Genomic DNA, 14,089 nt, shown 5'->3' on the forward strand with positions numbered 1-14,089 from the left:
CACGGCCGGGTATGCCATGCGCAAGTGGATTCGCACCCTTGATCTTTGTCCGGGGCCTTGATAGTTGGGCGGCCGGCGCGTTCGGATTCCCAGGCCTGAGCGTACGGGCCGTTCTCCGCTCGTGTGCGCACGCCCGCGGTCACGCCGTTCGTGCCTGGGGGCGGGCGAGGAAGTCCCGGACGAGGGTCGTGAGGTGCTCGGGTCGTTCGATCTGGGGCAGGTGTCCCGCCTCGGGGATGAGTGAGAAGGCGGCGCCGGGGATGGCGTCGGCGTAGGCGCGCCCGTAGTCGGGATGGCAGATCCGGTCGGCTTCTCCCCACACCACCAGGACCTGGCTCCTGGCGTCGGAGAGCCGGTCCAGCAGGGTGGCGTCACTCATGGAGGGGCCCCCGTAGAGGGCGAGCGCGGCGCGGTTTCCGGGGAGGGTGTCCCGCACGCTCTGCGGTAGGGAAGCGGGGTCGACGAAGTAGGTCGCGGGGTCGGCGAAGGATCGCGCGGCCACCTCGGCGGGGGTGAGGGAGAAGAAGTCGGCGATCGGGTGGCCGGGGACCTCGATCCCGACCCCGTCGACGATGACGTGGCCGGTGCAGCGCTCGGAGGCGAGCAGGGCCATCTCGGCGGCTGTCCAGCCACCCAGGGAGTTGCCGACGACCGTCACCTCCCGCAGGTCGAGCTGCTCCAGGAGGGCGGTGTACAGGGCTGCCAGGTCGCGGATCGAGGTCAGCGGCGCCGGGCGTGGGGTGCCGGCGAAGCCGGGGTGGACGGGGGTGAGGACCCGGACGTCGTGCGAGGCGGCCAGGCGGTCCGCCCACGGCTGGACGGTGGCGGGCCCGCCACCGCCGTGCAGCAGGAGGACGGGCCGCCCCGTCCCCTGGTCGTTCAGGGTGAGGGGCACGTCGTGGACGGTGAGGGAGGTGGTCACGGTCGGACTCCGATTCTGCGGCACGGCACGGCACGGCACGGCACGGGAGCGGGCGGGGAGGTGGGCGGCTCTGGGCGAGCGGCCATGTAAGGAACCTTAGAACGGTGTCCGAGGGATGGCAAGGGTCCTTATATAAGGAGCCTTGCTAGGGTGGGGTCATGACACCATCGCTGCAGGATGTGGGGCTGGCCGTGAAGCGCCTCCAATGGCGCCATCACCGCGAAAGCAACAGGGGCCTGAGCGCGGAGGCGGGGCTTTCGCTCGTCCAGTGGGACGTGCTGCGCCACCTGCGCGGCCGTCCCGACGCCTCGCTGCATGAACTGGCCCAGCTCACCTTCCAGACCGACCAGTCCATGGGGGAGCTGGCCAGGCGTATGACCGACCGCGGCCTGATCCTCCGGCAGGAAGGGCCTGGGCGCGTGGTGCGCCACCGCCTCACCGGTGAGGGTGAGACGGCCTACCTTCGCGGTTCGGCGGTCATGGACGGCGTGCTGGGCGCGTCGCTGGGGCGGCTGACGGAAGACGAACTGGAGGCGCTGCATGCGCTTCTGGTCAAGGCGGCGGAGTGAGTGAAGGGACGCGCCCGGGGGTGAAGGGGGGCGGGCGCGGCACCCCTCGCCTACTGGCAGCGAGGGGGTGGCGGGTTTCGGGTGTCAGGCCGGTGCGGAACCGGTGGGCGCGAAGAAGGTCAGGAGCGCCGAGACGAGGGCGCCGGGCGCCTCCTCGGGCACATAGTGCCCGCAACCCTCGATCACGAGCTCCTCCACGTCGGTGGCGACGCGCCGCACGTCGCTCGCCACGCCGGCGCCTCGGAAGGCCGCACCCCCGACGGCCAGTACGGGCATCGTCAGGGGGGTGCGCATCCGCACCTTGTTCTGGGCGATCGTCGCGTCCAGGGCCCGGTAGGGCTGGAAGCTGGCATGCAGGGCGCCGGGCCGGCGTAGTGCCTCGACGTAGACGTCGACGGCCTCCGAGGGCATGGCGTCGGGGGTGGCGCCCTTCGTGGCGAACTGGTCGCCGAAGTAGAGGTCCTCGCGCCCCTCGACGAGCTTCTCGTTGACCGAGGGCAGCCGGTTGAACATGAAGTGCCAGGTGGCCTGGACCGCGCGGGTGGCTGGCGGCAGGGCGCTCGGGTCGTCGGAGATACCGGGGAGGGCGGCCTCGGCCAGCACCAGCTGGATGACGCGCGAGGGGTGGTCGCCGGCCAGGGCGTAGGCGAGCATCATGCCGACGTCGTGGCCCACCAGCCGGAACTCCTCGTGGCCCAGGCCGGTCATGAGCCTGGCGAGGTCCTGTGCCGCGGTGACGCTGTCGTAGCCCGTTTCCGGCCTGTCGGAGCGTCCGACTCCGCGGGGGTCGACTGCGATCACGGTGAAGTGCTCGGAGAGCGGGAGCATCACCTTGCGCCACTGCCACCAGAACTGGGGCCAGCCGCCCACCAGCAGCAGCGCGGGCCCCGAACCGCCCGTGACGGCGTGCAGGGAGATGTCGCCCAGGTCGTATCGATTGCTCCGGAACCGTTCGGCGAATCCGGCCGGCAGGTCGGGCACCGCCGTCACGGTGCCGAATCCGGTCACCGGCTCTGCTGGGACAAGCGTCATGGTGTTCCCCAAGAGGTTGAACCGCTTCAAGTGGTTCGCACGGTAGCAGGGGTGTGCGCGAACCGGATAGTGTGGTTCCTGTGGCGGTCGGAGAAGATAGGGCATCGAGGGAACGCGGCGGGCGCTCGGACACCGAGACGCAGCCCCTGTGTCTGCGTTTCACGAAGACACTGACGCTTCGGGACTCGGCCGAGCCGAGGGAATTCCTGCTCCGGCCGTCCGACCTCGCGGAATGGTTCGTCGCCGCAGGGCTGGGCGGGCAACCACCGCGGGTGGACGAGGAGTTGCTGCGCGAGGCGCGCGAGCTGCGGGAGTCGATCTACCGTGCGGCTCGGGCCGTCGCGGACGCGCGGGAGATGGCCCCGGCCGACCGGGACCGCGTCAACGAATGGGCCGGGCGGGGCGACGCGTTCCGGGTGCTTGACGGTGCCGGTGTCAGCTGGCGCTTCCCTCGTGCGTCGGCGGCGCGGTCCGCTCTGGCGGTCCTGGCCCAGGACGCGGTCGACACGCTCGGCGGCGTCCGAGTCGGCACCGTCAAGGTCTGCGCCGGGACCGGCTGTGTGGCGGTCTTCCTCGACGCCACCCGCGGCGGCTTCCGCCGCTGGTGCTCCATGGCGACCTGCGGCAACCGGGCCAAGAAGGACGCCATGCGCGTACGAGGCGCCCGGTGACGGCGCGCGGTGCGCACTGGGTGAGTGGGCGGTGTGCGTGCCCCCGGGTGGACCGGTCAGCTCCTGAGGGTGCCGCCGAACTCCTCCGGGACCAGGTCGGCCTGCTCGTCGCCGCTCCTGACCAGGTCGAGGATCGCGGAGGCGACGCCCTCGGGGGACTGGGGCCGCAGTCCGCTGGAGGCCTCCATCCGCCGGGCGTCCTCGACGCTGCCGCGGACCGTCCCGACGAACTCGGTCTCGGTGATCGACGGGAACATCAGTGACACGGTGATGCCGGCGTCGGCGACCTCGGCGCGGGCGATGGCCGAAAGCTTCTGCAGAGCTGCCTTGGAGGCGGCGTACGCACCGGACCCGGGCAGTGTGGACCAGGTGATGCCGGAGCTCACGTTGACGATGGCTCCGCCTGCCTGTTCGCGCATCCGCGGAAGGACCGCCTGCGTCAGCACCAGGGGGGCGATGAGATTGAGCTCAAGGAGGGCCCGGAAGTCGTCGGGGTCGATGGCGTCGACGGTGGCCTGCAACCCCTGGCCCGCGTTGTTGACCAGGACGTCGACGCGCCCGAACCGGTCGACCGCGGCACCTACGGCCGCCTCGACCTGACGCCGGTCCGTCACATCGCAGGGGACGGCCAGGGCCACGTCCTGGCCGAGTTCCTCGGCGAGGCGGATGATGCGCTCCTCACGGCGCGCGACGAGCACCACCCGTGCCCCGGCCCGGGCGGCGGCGCGCGCGGTGGCCGCTCCGATGCCCGATGATGCTCCGGTCACGAGCACGACGGCTCCGTTGATGTCCATGAACGGTTCCTCCTCTGGGGGCCGGGACTTCCCGGACGTCGCGGACCGGGGGCTTCCCGGACTTCGTGGACCCGGGCTTCCCGGAAGATGTGATGGTTGTGGCGTCGGATCGTTCGGTACACTCGACGTTCACGCTATCACGCGATAGCTATCACGCAATAGGAAAGGCGTCGTGACGGTATGGGCGAGGGCGATGTCGAAGCCTCGGGCCTCCATGAGCTGGCCGACCTGATCTTCGCCGTGGGGCGGCAACTGCGCCCCCCGACCGATCCCGCGTTCGAGCCGTGCACGCCGATCGAGATCAGCGTCATGCGGTACATCCACCACCACCCCGGCACCTCCGCGCGCGCCGCGGCGGAGGCGACCCTGCTCCCTTCGAGCAACTTCAGCCGGGTGCTGCGCGGCCTGGAGCAGAGGGGGCTGGTGGACCGCGTGGTGGACAGCGGCAACGCGCGGGGCGTGTGCCTGTACCCCACGGAGAAGGCCCACCGGAATCTGCGGTACCTCCGCGAGAACTGGGACCGGACCCTCCACGGCATCGTCGACGACCCCGCTGCCATCGAGACCGTCAACGCCACACTCCGGCGCATCGAGCAGGAGCTCATCGCTCGGCGGCGGGGTGGGGGCCGTCAGGAACCCTGAAGCGGCCGGTGTCCTGTCCGCCGAATGGGGACGCGTGTTCGACTCGTACTCCCTCCGGGTCACTGATCGTCAGGGCCGGGGCACCTCCGGAAAATTGCCCCTACGGTGGCGCGCAGCCGCCTGATCACGGCGGACGGCCACCTGGGAGGTGTCATGGCGTTACCGCCCGTCGCGGTCCTGACCGGCGTGGGCTCGTGCCTGCCGGAGCGGGTTGTGCGCAACACGGACGAGCCCTTCGCCCGGCTGGACACCAGTGACGAGTGGATCCGCAGCCGTACCGGGATCGAGTCCCGGCGCTGGGTGGAGGAGGGGACGAGCACCGGGGACCTGGCGGTGCGGGCCGGTGCCGCGGCACTGCGCAGCGCCGCCGCCGAGTCGGTGGACCTCGTGGTGGTCTGCACCACCACGCCCGACCACCACTCCCCGGCCACCGCGCCCTGGGTCGCTGCGCGACTGGGGCTGGGGCCGGTCCCGGCCTTCGACCTGGCGGCGGCCTGCTCGGGCTTCACCTACGCCCTCGCGGCCGGCCGGGCCTGGATCACCGCCGGTATGGCCCGCACGGTGCTGCTGATCGGGGCGGAGACACTGTCCACCATCACCGACCCGGACGACCGGGGCACCGCCGTGGTCTTCGCCGACGGCGCCGGGGCGGTCGTCCTGCGGGCCGGGGAGGCCGACGAGCCCGGCGCGGTGCTGGCCACCCGGCTCGGCAGCGACGGCACCCAGGTGGACCTGGCGGTCATCGCGGCCGGCGGGTCCCGGCGGCCCGTACCAGAGCGGCCCGACGAGCGGGGCGAGCGGTGCCTGCGCATGCGGGGCCCGCAGATGTTCTCGCACGCGGTGCGCCGGATGACCGAGGTCTCCCGGGGCCTCCTGGAGGGCGTCGGCTGGCCCGCCGGGGACGTCGAGGCGTTCATCGGGCACCAGGCCAACCAGCGCATCCTCGACAAGGTCGCCGAACTGGTCGGCGTACCCGCCGCCGCCTGCCTGGGCAACATCCGCACCGTGGGCAACACCTCCTCGGCGTCCATCCCCCTGGTCATGGACGAGGCGGTGCGCGACAAGGCCGTCCCCGCCGGCGCCCGGACCTTGCTCACCGCTTTCGGCGGCGGCGCCGTATGGGGTGCCGCCGCGCTGACCTGGCCCGACATCCCACCCACCATCTGACGTGAGGAACCCGGACATGGACACCGCCCCCGTGGACACCCCCGGCGAGGACCCGCTGGACTTCATCACCCGCTACCTCCAGCGCGACTTCCAGGTGCCCGCGCACCAGGCCCGGCCCGAGGCCACCTTCTCCAGCCTCGCCCTCGACTCGATCGCCCAGGTCGAGCTGTTCGTCAGCCTGTCCGACCACTACGGCGTCGAGCTGGACGACTCGCACGCCTCCGACCAGCTCACCCTGCGGCAGACGGCCGAGCTGGTGCACGAGGGACTCCGGCGGGCCGGCGGCGGGCGGACGGCCTCCACGGCGACGGCCCGCGACTGAGGGCCGGGGGAGGGGCGGCGCGGATGGTGTACCGGACGGAGGGGGAGGACCGCGTGGGCGGGACCAGCACACGGGAGCTGCACCACGACGGCCTGCGCTTCTCCTACCAGCGCGTCCCCGGGGAGACCCGGACCGTCGAGCCGGTGCTCGTGGTGGGCGGGGTGCTGCAGTCCATGCGGAGCTGGTCCATCCTGCACCGGCACGTCCTGCCGTACGCCGACCTGGTCACCGTGGACCTGCCCGGCGCGGGCGACTCCACCCCGCTCCGCGCCGAGCAGGACATGGACACCATGTGCCGGGTGCTCGACGCGGTGCTGGACGACCTCGGCGCCGAGCGGGTCAACCTCCTCGGCTACTCCTTCGGTTCCGCCGTCGCCTACCGGTGCGCCCAGCGCCGGCCGGAGCGGATCGCCCGGCTCGCCCTCGGCGGGGTGCCGGTCCGCATCAGCGACAAGCTGACCGGGCTGTGGCACCGGGGTGCCGAGCGGATGGCGTCCGGCGACCCGGGCGCCCTGGTCGACACCCTGATGGAGATGTTCCTCTGCCCGGCGGGCGAGGCGACGGTCCGCAACCGGGACATCGTCCGCCGGCTGGTGCGGCGCATGACCCTGCGGACCGTGACCGACACCGCGTACGGGCTGCGCACCATGGAGCGGTCGGTCCTGGAGAACCTCGACCCGGTCGGCGGTCTCACCGGGGTGCCCACCCTCGTCTTCTGCGGGGAGCACGACACCATCAGCAGCGCGGCCGAGCAGCACGCGTTCGCCGCCACCATCGACGGCAGCCGCTTCGCGGCCATCGGCGAGGCGGACCACTGGCTGTTCCTCCAGCGCCGCGAGGAGGCCGGGGACCTGGTGATGCGCCACTTCACCGGCCGTCCGTTCGACGGCCTGCCCTATCTGGCCGGGCCCGGCGGCGGCCGCCCGGCGGTGACGGCGGACGCCGTCCGCTGACCGCCCCCTCCGACCGGCCCCCAAGAGAGAGAAGAGTTCCCGTGCGACAGGCAGTCCTGTGCGGACTGGGCGGCTGGCTGCCGCCGGACGTGGTGGAGAACGAGGACATCATGGCCGCCGAGACGGCCGCGTTCGTCCGGCGCCGGATCGGCATCGCCCGGCGGCACCGGGTCGCGCCGGGCACGGCCACCGTGGAACTCGCCACCGAGGCCGGCCGGCGCGCCCTGGACTCGGCAGGCCTCCGGCGAGTGGACGCACTCGTGCTGGCCACCACCACCCCCGACCGGCTCTGCCCGGCCGGGGCGCCCGAGGCGGCCAGCCGTCTCGGCATGACCGGCATCCCGGCCTTCGACCTGAGCGCCGGCTGCTCGGGCTTCCTCTGCGCCTGCGAGGTGGCCCGGGGCCTGATCGGCACCGGGGCCGCGGCCACCGTCCTGGTGGTCGCCGCGGAGAACGCGTCGGCGATGGTCCACCCCGACGACCCCAACACCGCCCCGCTGTTCGGGGACGGCGCCGGCGCCGTGGTGCTGCGGGCCGCCGAGGAGGGGGAGCCGGCCACCTTCGGGCCGACGGTCTGGGGCAGCGACGGCGAGCTGGCCGACATCATCGCCATCCCGGCCGGCGGCACCCGGCAGCGGCATCCCGAAAACGGCGTCCGCGACCTGTACTTGGGCATCCGGGGCAGCGAGGTCCTGCGGCAGGCGGTCCGCCGGATGACCGGAGCGGTACGGGAGGCGGTGGCGGCGGCCGGCTGGACCCTGGACGAGGTGGAACTGCTCCTCGCCCACCAGGCGAACGCCGCCATCACCCACGCCGTCGCCGCCGCACTCGACTACCCGGCCGCACGGATGCCGTCCAACATCGCCACCGTCGGCAACACGGCCGCCGCCTCCGTCCCGCTGCTGCTCGCCCAGAGCGCCGCGGACGGCACGCTCAAGGGCGGCCGGCGCGTCGGGCTGGTGTCCTTCGGCAGCGGCCTGTCCTGGGCCGCGACCACCGGCGTCTGGCCCGAGGACCTCACCGCCCTGGTGTGACCCGCCCGCCCGCCTTCACCCCGTACACCTCTCACCTCTCGTCATAGCTCTTCCGACAAGGAGACACCGGCCATGGCCGCCCCCATGCTCAGCACCGTCATCGACATCCTGACCCGGCAGGCCGCGCTGCCCGCGGGCCCGGTCACGCCCACGGCCACGCTGACGGAGGCCGGGGTGGACTCCATGGCGGTCGCGGTGCTCGCGATGGTGCTGGAGGAGGACCACGGCCTGGTCTTCACCGAGACCGTGCTGTCCGGCCAGTCCACCGTCGCCGAACTGGCCGCCTACATCGAGAGCCACCGGGCGGCTGCCGCGTGACGGCCGCCCCGGCGGCCCTCGCGACCGCGCCCGCCTTCGCGGACACGCCGTTCACCACGGACGACCGGCCCGTCGCCTGGCGGAACCGCGACTTCCCGTGCCGGGTGCTCCGCCCCCGCGCCGCCCCCGCGTCCGTACCGCTGCTGGTCCTCGGCGGCGGCCTGCAGGACCGCCGATCCTGGGCCCGTCTGGAGCGCCGACTCGGCCACCGGCACCCCCTGGTCATCCCCGACCTCCCGCCCGCCCGCACCCCCGGCCGCGCCGGGGACCGCCCCCGTCGGGACCACCTCGGCTGGGACGACCTCACCGACGCCGCCCTGCACGCCGCCGACCAGACCGGCCCGGGCCCCTTCGCCGTACTGGGCGTCTCCTCCGGCTACCCGGTCGCCTACCGCCTCGCCCAGCGCCACCCCGAACGCCTCACCCACCTGCTGCTCTTCGGCGCCGCCCCCCGCCCCGGACCGCGGCTGCGCACCCTCATCCACGAGGGCCTGGCCCGGGAGGCCGCCCCCGGCCCGGGCCCGCACCGGGAGGCCGCCGGACGCCTCGTCGACCTGCTGACCAACCCCCGGGCCGGAGCGGACCTGTTGATGATCCGCGCGGCCGCCCGGATGCTGCGCAACCAGCTCACCGCCTCACCGCAGGACCCGCTGGCACGCTATGTCGCCGACCGCGGCCAGCTGCTGCTGGACGACCCGCTGCCCGCCGGGGGCGTCACCGGTGTCCGCACCCTGGTCGGGGTCGGCGCGCACGACAGCGTCACCACCGTCGAGGACAACCGGGCGGTCGCCGCGACCATCGAGCACGCCACCCTGGCGGTCATGCGGGACGCCGACCACCTGCTGCACATGGAACGCGACGCCGACTTCGCCGACCTCATCAGCCGCTTCCTGCACCGGCGGCCGCTCACCACCCCCGGCACCCTCGTCACCCGCCCCTGACCGCCCACCGCCACCACACCGGGGAGGCCGCCGTGCACTCCGTACCCGCGCCCGCCCTGCGCGTCCTGCTCGCCACCTGGGGCACCATGGGCGACATCGCCCCCTACACCGGCGTCGCCGCCGGACTGAGCGCCGCCGGCCACCAGGTCACCGTCGTCACCTCCGCCCGGCACGCCCCGCGCTTCACCGCCCTCGGACTCCCGGTACGCGCCATGCACCTGGACGACCAGGAGGAGCTGATGGGCCGGTCCAAGCCGGTGACGGCGCGGGTCCGCAACGGCCGGGACATCGCCCGTACCGCCTCCGGCACCCTGCTGGACGCCGCCGCCGAGGGCACCGACCTCATCCTCGCCCACCCTCTGCTGCACCCGCTGTGCGCGGTGGTCGCGGAGGGGCTGGGGACCGCGTGCACCGGGCTCTACACCGTCGGCCACGCCATGGTGCTGCCCCGGCTCGCGGCGCTCGCCCCCTGGCGCGGCCACGCCCTCGCCGACCTCGGCACCCGGCTCCTCCTCGCCCCGATGCACGCGCCCGCGCTGCGCCGGCTGTGCCGCACGCTCGGCCTGCCCGACCGGCCCCGGGCGCTCCTCTCCCACCTCACGCGCCGCCACCGGGCCTACTACGGCATCAGCGGCGCGCTCCTCCCGGCCCGCTCCCCGCTGCCCTCGCCGCACAGCGCACTCGGGCACTGGACTCCGTCCCGGCCCCCCGACTGGCGGCCGGACCCGGTCCTGCGGGACTTCCTGGACGGCGGGCCGCCCCCGGTCTTCTTCGGCTTCGGCAGCATGCGCACCCTCGACGCCGCCCGGCTCGGCCGGATGATCGCCGAGGCCGCCGCCGCGCTCGGGGTGCGCGCGCTGGTCCAGTCCGGCGCGGCGCGGCTGTCCGCGGCATCGGACCGCGTCCTCACCATCGGGGAGTGCCCGCACGACTGGCTGTTCCCCCGGGTCCGCGCCGCGGTCCACCACGCCGGTCCCGGCACCGTCCACGCCTCGCTGGCCGCGGCCGTCCCCACGCTGCCCGTCCCGGTCGCCCTGGACCAGCCCTACTGGGCGCGCCAGGTCGTGCGCCTGGGCCTCGCCCCCGGGGCCCTCCCCGCGCGCCGCCTCACCACCGCCGGCCTGGTGCGCGCACTGGAGTCCCTGCTGCGGGACGACCGCTACCGGCGCAGAACCGAGGCCGTCTCCCGGGCGATGGCCCGACAGGACGGCGTCGCCGCACTGCTGGCGCGCCTGGCCGAGGAGACGCGCCGCGGGTGAGGGGGACGGCGCCCCCGCGACGGCCGCGCCGCGGCTCGCGAGGGAGCGGCGGCGCGGCCTGGCGGCGGGTCAGGAGGACAGCGCCCACACGGCGTACGCGGCCGCGTCGCTGTTGCGGTTCAGCGCGGTCTCGTTGATGTTCGCCGTGGTGTCGCAGGAGGAGTGGTAGCAGCGGTCGAAGGCCTGCCCGGAGGTGCCGCCCCACTTGCGCGCCTGGGCCGCCGTCTTCCTGGTGCTCGCTCCGGTGAAGAGGCCGCCGACGGGGATGCCCGCGTTCTTGAAGGAGGCGTGGTCGGAGCGGCCGTCGCCCTCCGTCTCGATCTCGGTCGGGACGCCGAGGCCGGCGAAGTAGTCCTTGAAGGTCTTCTCGATGGTGGGGTCGTCGTCGTAGACGAAATAGCCGGGGTTGGGCGAGCCGATCATGTCGAAGTTGAGATAGCCGGCGATCTTGGAACGCTCGGTGCGCGGCAGGTTGGCGACATAGTGCTTGGAGCCGACGATGCCCAGCTCCTCGGCGCCCCACCAGGCGAAGCGCAGGTGCTTGGCCGGCTTGTACTGGGCGCGGGAGACGGCGAGCGCGGTCTCCAGGATGCCGGCGGAGCCGGAGCCGTTGTCGTTGATCCCGGCGCCGGAGGTGACGGAGTCCAGGTGGGCCCCGGCGAACACCACCCGGTTCGGGTCGCCGCCGGGCCAGTCGGCGATCAGGTTGTAGCCGGTGGCCCCGTTGGAGGTGAACTGCTGGACGCTGGTGGTGAATCCGGCGGCGTCCAGCTTGCCCTTGACGTAGTCGATGGACGCCTTGTAGCCGGGGCGGCCGTGGGCGCGGTTGCCGCCGTTGTTCGCGGCGATGGTGGAGAACTGGTTGAGGTGCGCCTTGACGTTGGCCACCGGGATGTCCGGCGCGACGGCGGCGGCCGCGGTGCCGGCGTCGGCCGGGACCGCCTGGGCGGCGGGTACGAGCAGGGTGGCCAGCAGACCGGCGGCTATGGCGAGCGCGGGGGTGGTCCGCGTGGTGGTGGGGGTCGTCATGGGGTCTCCATGTGCGGTGGGGGAAGCGGGCCGAGCCGCGGTGGCCGGATCAGGCCCGGTTCCGGGGGGGTGGGGGTGAGTGCGAGGGCGGCGGGGACGGCCGGGCCGGGTGGCGGCCGGCGGTCCCCGGCCACCCGGGGGTCAGGCGCGCGGCGGCGGCGTCAGGGGGAGCACCGCCGCGCCGTCACGGCAGCCGGGGGAGGGGCCTCCCGCGCGTACCGGGAGGGCGTCACTTGACGTTGACGGCCGTCCAGGCCTTGCCCACGGCGGCGACCTCGGCGCTGCCCGCGCCGTAGAGGCTCACGGCCGCCTGAAGCGTCCCCTGGCGGGCGCCGGCGTAGGTGGTGGTGGAGGTGAAGTACGAGGTCAGCGCCTTGTACCAGATCTTCACCGCCTTGTCCCGGCCGATGCCGGTGACGGTGGATCCGTCCTTGCTGCGGCTCTCGTGGCGGACGCCGTTGATGACCTTCGACCCGCTGCCCTCGGAGAGCAGGTAGAAGAAGTGGTTGGCCACGCCGGAGGAGTGGTGGACGTCGAGGTTCCGGGTCCCGCTGTCCCAGTAGTCGGCCGACTCGCCGTCCCGGCTGGGGGTGTCCATGTAGCGCAGCGGCTTGCCGTCGCCGAAGTAGTTGATCTTCTCGCCGAGGAAGTAGTCGCCCTTGTCGGCGGTGTTGCCGGCGTGGAACTCGATCGCGGTGCCGAGGATGTCCGAGGTGGCCTCGTTCAGGCCGCCCGACTCGCCGCTGTAGACGAGGCGCGCGGTCGCGGCGGTGACGCCGTGGCTGAACTCGTGCCCCGCCACGTCGAGCTGGGTCAGCGGGCTCTTCCCGTCGCGGCCGTCACCGTAGTAGATCGAGTAGGTGGGGTCGTCGTAGTAGGCGTTGGCGTGCTTGACGCCGTAGTGGACGTGCGAGGTGGGCGCCGTGCCGTTGTTCCGGATGCCGTCGCGGCCCAGGACGCTCTTGTAGAAGTCGTGCGTCTTGGCGAAGCCGTGCGCGGCGTCGACGGCGGCGGTCTGGCGGTTGGTCGGCTTGCCGTCGCCCCAGACGCCGTCGGCGTCGGTGAACAGGGTGCCCGAGCCACTGGTGCGGCCGCCCAGGTCCACCGTGCGGTGTCCGCCGCGGGTGCTGTCCACGAGTTGGTAGCCGCTGCCGCCGCGGGTGTCGACGAGGTCCACGGTGCCGCTGTACTGGCTGGTGTCGTCGGCGACGTTGTCGATCGCCTGGTACTCGTACAGCTTCTTGCCGGTGGTGGCGTCGGTGATGACGTGCAGACGGCTGGGCGTGCCGCCCTCCTGCACTCCGCCCACCACCGTCTCGTACGCGAGGACGGGGGCCCCGCCCGCCGCCCAGATCACCTTGCGCGGGGCCTGGTCCTTGCCCGCGGTGGTGGGCTTCTCCACGTCGGCGGCCACCGCCGCCTCGACGGCGGCCGACGCGGCGCGGCCCGGGGCGAGCTTCGGCGTCAGGGAGCCGACCGCGACGGAGCGTTCGGTGGCCTTGGTGACGCCTCTGAGCGCGCCGTCCTTCGCGCGGTGGACGACGAGGTCCCCGCCGAGGACGGGCAGGCCGCCGTAGGTGCGGTCGTAGCGGGTGTGGACGGTGCCGTCGGCGTCCCGTACGACATCGCGGACGACCAGCTTCTCCTGGGCGTTCAGCCCGAGGGCGGCGGCCGTGCCCGCGAGCGAGGTGTCCGGGGCTCCCGCGGGGGCCAGCGCGTCGGCGGAGTTCGCGCCGCCGACCGCCAGCAGGGCCACCGCCACGGTGGCGGCTCCGCCGGCCAGGGCGAAGCGCTTGCGGGATATCGGTAGGGAGGATGACACGTCTGCTCCAGTGCGTCAGTGGGGGGTTGGCGGGCGTGGGTGGCGCCCGCCGGCCGGGACGATTCGCCCCGGAGGTGGCAGGAGATTAGCCAGCACTGCATGGGCATGCCAAGCGTGGATGTCCGATGTGTGGTCGTTCGCGAACTTGCTGCTGGACCACTTCACATACCTGCAACGCTGACGACTCGTCTGCACCTTCGATCACACGCGCATCGGATGGCAAGACGTTCGGGCCGCCGAAGAATTAACAGAACTCCCGGCCAACTGTGCCGAAGCCGCGTGTCCGCCGGGGCCTGCCAGGCCGACCGGCGCCGCCGCGCCTCGGCCCGGGCACAGCGAACGGCCCCCGCCCGGAGGGGGCGGGGGCCGTGTGGACCGGGGGGAGCGCTACTGGTCCCGCTGTCCGCCGCCGTAGGAGCGGCGTGCGGCATCGGCGGCCTTGTCGGTCTGCGCGTCGTACTTGTCGCCGGTGCGCTCGTCCACCAGCCTCTCGGCGCGCTCCACGCCCTGGTCGGCCTGGTCCGGATGGCCCTTGGCCATCTCCTTGGCCTTGTTCGCCATGTCGCCCAGCTTGCCCATGAGAACCCTCCTGGGTGTTGTGCTCGTGCGGTCTT

15 protein-coding genes and 1 pseudogene are annotated in these 14,089 nt (G+C 73.4%); 10 read left to right on the top strand and 6 right to left on the bottom strand.

Features of this window, described 5'->3' with window-relative positions; translation table 11 throughout:
* Positions 1-139 precede the first annotated feature (139 nt).
* Positions 140-922: an alpha/beta fold hydrolase gene (locus M1O15_RS12110; protein ID WP_248633714.1), complete on the bottom strand. Its 783-nt coding sequence runs from the start codon at positions 920-922 to the stop codon at positions 140-142.
* Positions 923-1,080: 158 nt separating this feature from the next.
* Between M1O15_RS12110 and M1O15_RS12115 the strand changes: the two genes are divergently transcribed.
* On the top strand, positions 1,081-1,491 hold the full coding sequence (locus M1O15_RS12115; protein ID WP_248633715.1) for a MarR family winged helix-turn-helix transcriptional regulator: 411 nt from the start codon (positions 1,081-1,083) through the stop codon (positions 1,489-1,491).
* A gap of 84 nt (positions 1,492-1,575) precedes the next feature.
* Here the strand turns inward: M1O15_RS12115 and M1O15_RS12120 are convergent, their stop codons facing one another.
* Positions 1,576-2,523 carry an alpha/beta fold hydrolase gene (locus M1O15_RS12120; RefSeq protein ID WP_248633716.1) on the bottom strand — a complete coding sequence of 316 codons (948 nt, stop codon included), beginning with the start codon at positions 2,521-2,523 and terminating at the stop codon, positions 1,576-1,578.
* A gap of 80 nt (positions 2,524-2,603) precedes the next feature.
* On the opposite strand from M1O15_RS12120, the gene M1O15_RS12125 reads away from it, so the two are divergent.
* Positions 2,604-3,194: a CGNR zinc finger domain-containing protein gene (locus M1O15_RS12125; protein ID WP_248633717.1), complete on the top strand. Its 591-nt coding sequence runs from the start codon at positions 2,604-2,606 to the stop codon at positions 3,192-3,194.
* A 56-nt stretch (positions 3,195-3,250) separates the two neighbouring features.
* On the opposite strand, the gene M1O15_RS12130 is transcribed toward M1O15_RS12125, so the two are convergent.
* Entirely contained in the window at positions 3,251-3,988 is a 738-nt protein-coding gene (locus M1O15_RS12130) for an SDR family oxidoreductase (RefSeq protein ID WP_248633718.1), read from the bottom strand.
* A gap of 180 nt (positions 3,989-4,168) precedes the next feature.
* On the opposite strand from M1O15_RS12130, the gene M1O15_RS12135 reads away from it, so the two are divergent.
* The 8 genes from M1O15_RS12135 (at position 4,169) to M1O15_RS31630 (ending at position 10,624) form a co-directional block, all read left to right on the top strand.
* Positions 4,169-4,630, top strand: a complete 462-nt coding sequence (locus M1O15_RS12135) for a MarR family winged helix-turn-helix transcriptional regulator (protein WP_248633719.1) — start codon at positions 4,169-4,171, stop codon at positions 4,628-4,630.
* Between the two features lie 153 nt (positions 4,631-4,783).
* Positions 4,784-5,797, top strand: coding sequence for a beta-ketoacyl-ACP synthase 3 (locus tag M1O15_RS12140; protein WP_248633720.1), 1,014 nt, complete (start codon positions 4,784-4,786; stop codon positions 5,795-5,797).
* Positions 5,798-5,813: 16 nt separating this feature from the next.
* Positions 5,814-6,119: an acyl carrier protein gene (locus M1O15_RS12145; protein ID WP_248633721.1), complete on the top strand. Its 306-nt coding sequence runs from the start codon at positions 5,814-5,816 to the stop codon at positions 6,117-6,119.
* A 53-nt stretch (positions 6,120-6,172) separates the two neighbouring features.
* Positions 6,173-7,072, top strand: coding sequence for an alpha/beta fold hydrolase (locus M1O15_RS12150; protein ID WP_248633722.1), 900 nt, complete (start codon positions 6,173-6,175; stop codon positions 7,070-7,072).
* Positions 7,073-7,113: 41 nt separating this feature from the next.
* Positions 7,114-8,106 carry a ketoacyl-ACP synthase III gene (locus tag M1O15_RS12155; RefSeq protein WP_248633723.1) on the top strand — a complete coding sequence of 331 codons (993 nt, stop codon included), beginning with the start codon at positions 7,114-7,116 and terminating at the stop codon, positions 8,104-8,106.
* A 72-nt stretch (positions 8,107-8,178) separates the two neighbouring features.
* Positions 8,179-8,424: an acyl carrier protein gene (locus M1O15_RS12160; protein ID WP_248633724.1), complete on the top strand. Its 246-nt coding sequence runs from the start codon at positions 8,179-8,181 to the stop codon at positions 8,422-8,424.
* Positions 8,421-9,365 (top strand): alpha/beta fold hydrolase, encoded by a 945-nt coding sequence (locus tag M1O15_RS12165; protein ID WP_248633725.1) that lies wholly within the window; start codon positions 8,421-8,423, stop codon positions 9,363-9,365. The genes M1O15_RS12160 and M1O15_RS12165 overlap by 4 nt, the downstream gene beginning before the upstream one ends.
* A 32-nt stretch (positions 9,366-9,397) precedes the next feature.
* Entirely contained in the window at positions 9,398-10,624 is a 1,227-nt protein-coding gene (locus tag M1O15_RS31630; protein ID WP_248633726.1) for a glycosyltransferase, read from the top strand.
* A 72-nt stretch (positions 10,625-10,696) separates the two neighbouring features.
* Here the strand turns inward: M1O15_RS31630 and M1O15_RS12175 are convergent.
* The 3 genes and pseudogenes from M1O15_RS12175 to M1O15_RS12185 all read right to left on the bottom strand — a co-directional run.
* Positions 10,697-11,653: pseudogene (locus M1O15_RS12175) on the bottom strand (M28 family metallopeptidase); the annotation flags it as partial.
* A 229-nt stretch (positions 11,654-11,882) separates the two neighbouring features.
* Positions 11,883-13,475, bottom strand: a complete 1,593-nt coding sequence (locus tag M1O15_RS12180) for a M4 family metallopeptidase (protein WP_372499460.1) — start codon at positions 13,473-13,475, stop codon at positions 11,883-11,885.
* A gap of 387 nt (positions 13,476-13,862) precedes the next feature.
* Positions 13,863-14,054 carry an antitoxin gene (locus M1O15_RS12185; RefSeq protein ID WP_248633727.1) on the bottom strand — a complete coding sequence of 64 codons (192 nt, stop codon included), beginning with the start codon at positions 14,052-14,054 and terminating at the stop codon, positions 13,863-13,865.
* Between the last annotated feature and the right edge of the window lie 35 nt (positions 14,055-14,089).

This window comes from Streptomyces lichenis, from assembly GCF_023218175.1.
Lineage (GTDB): Bacteria > Actinomycetota > Actinomycetes > Streptomycetales > Streptomycetaceae > Streptomyces > Streptomyces lichenis.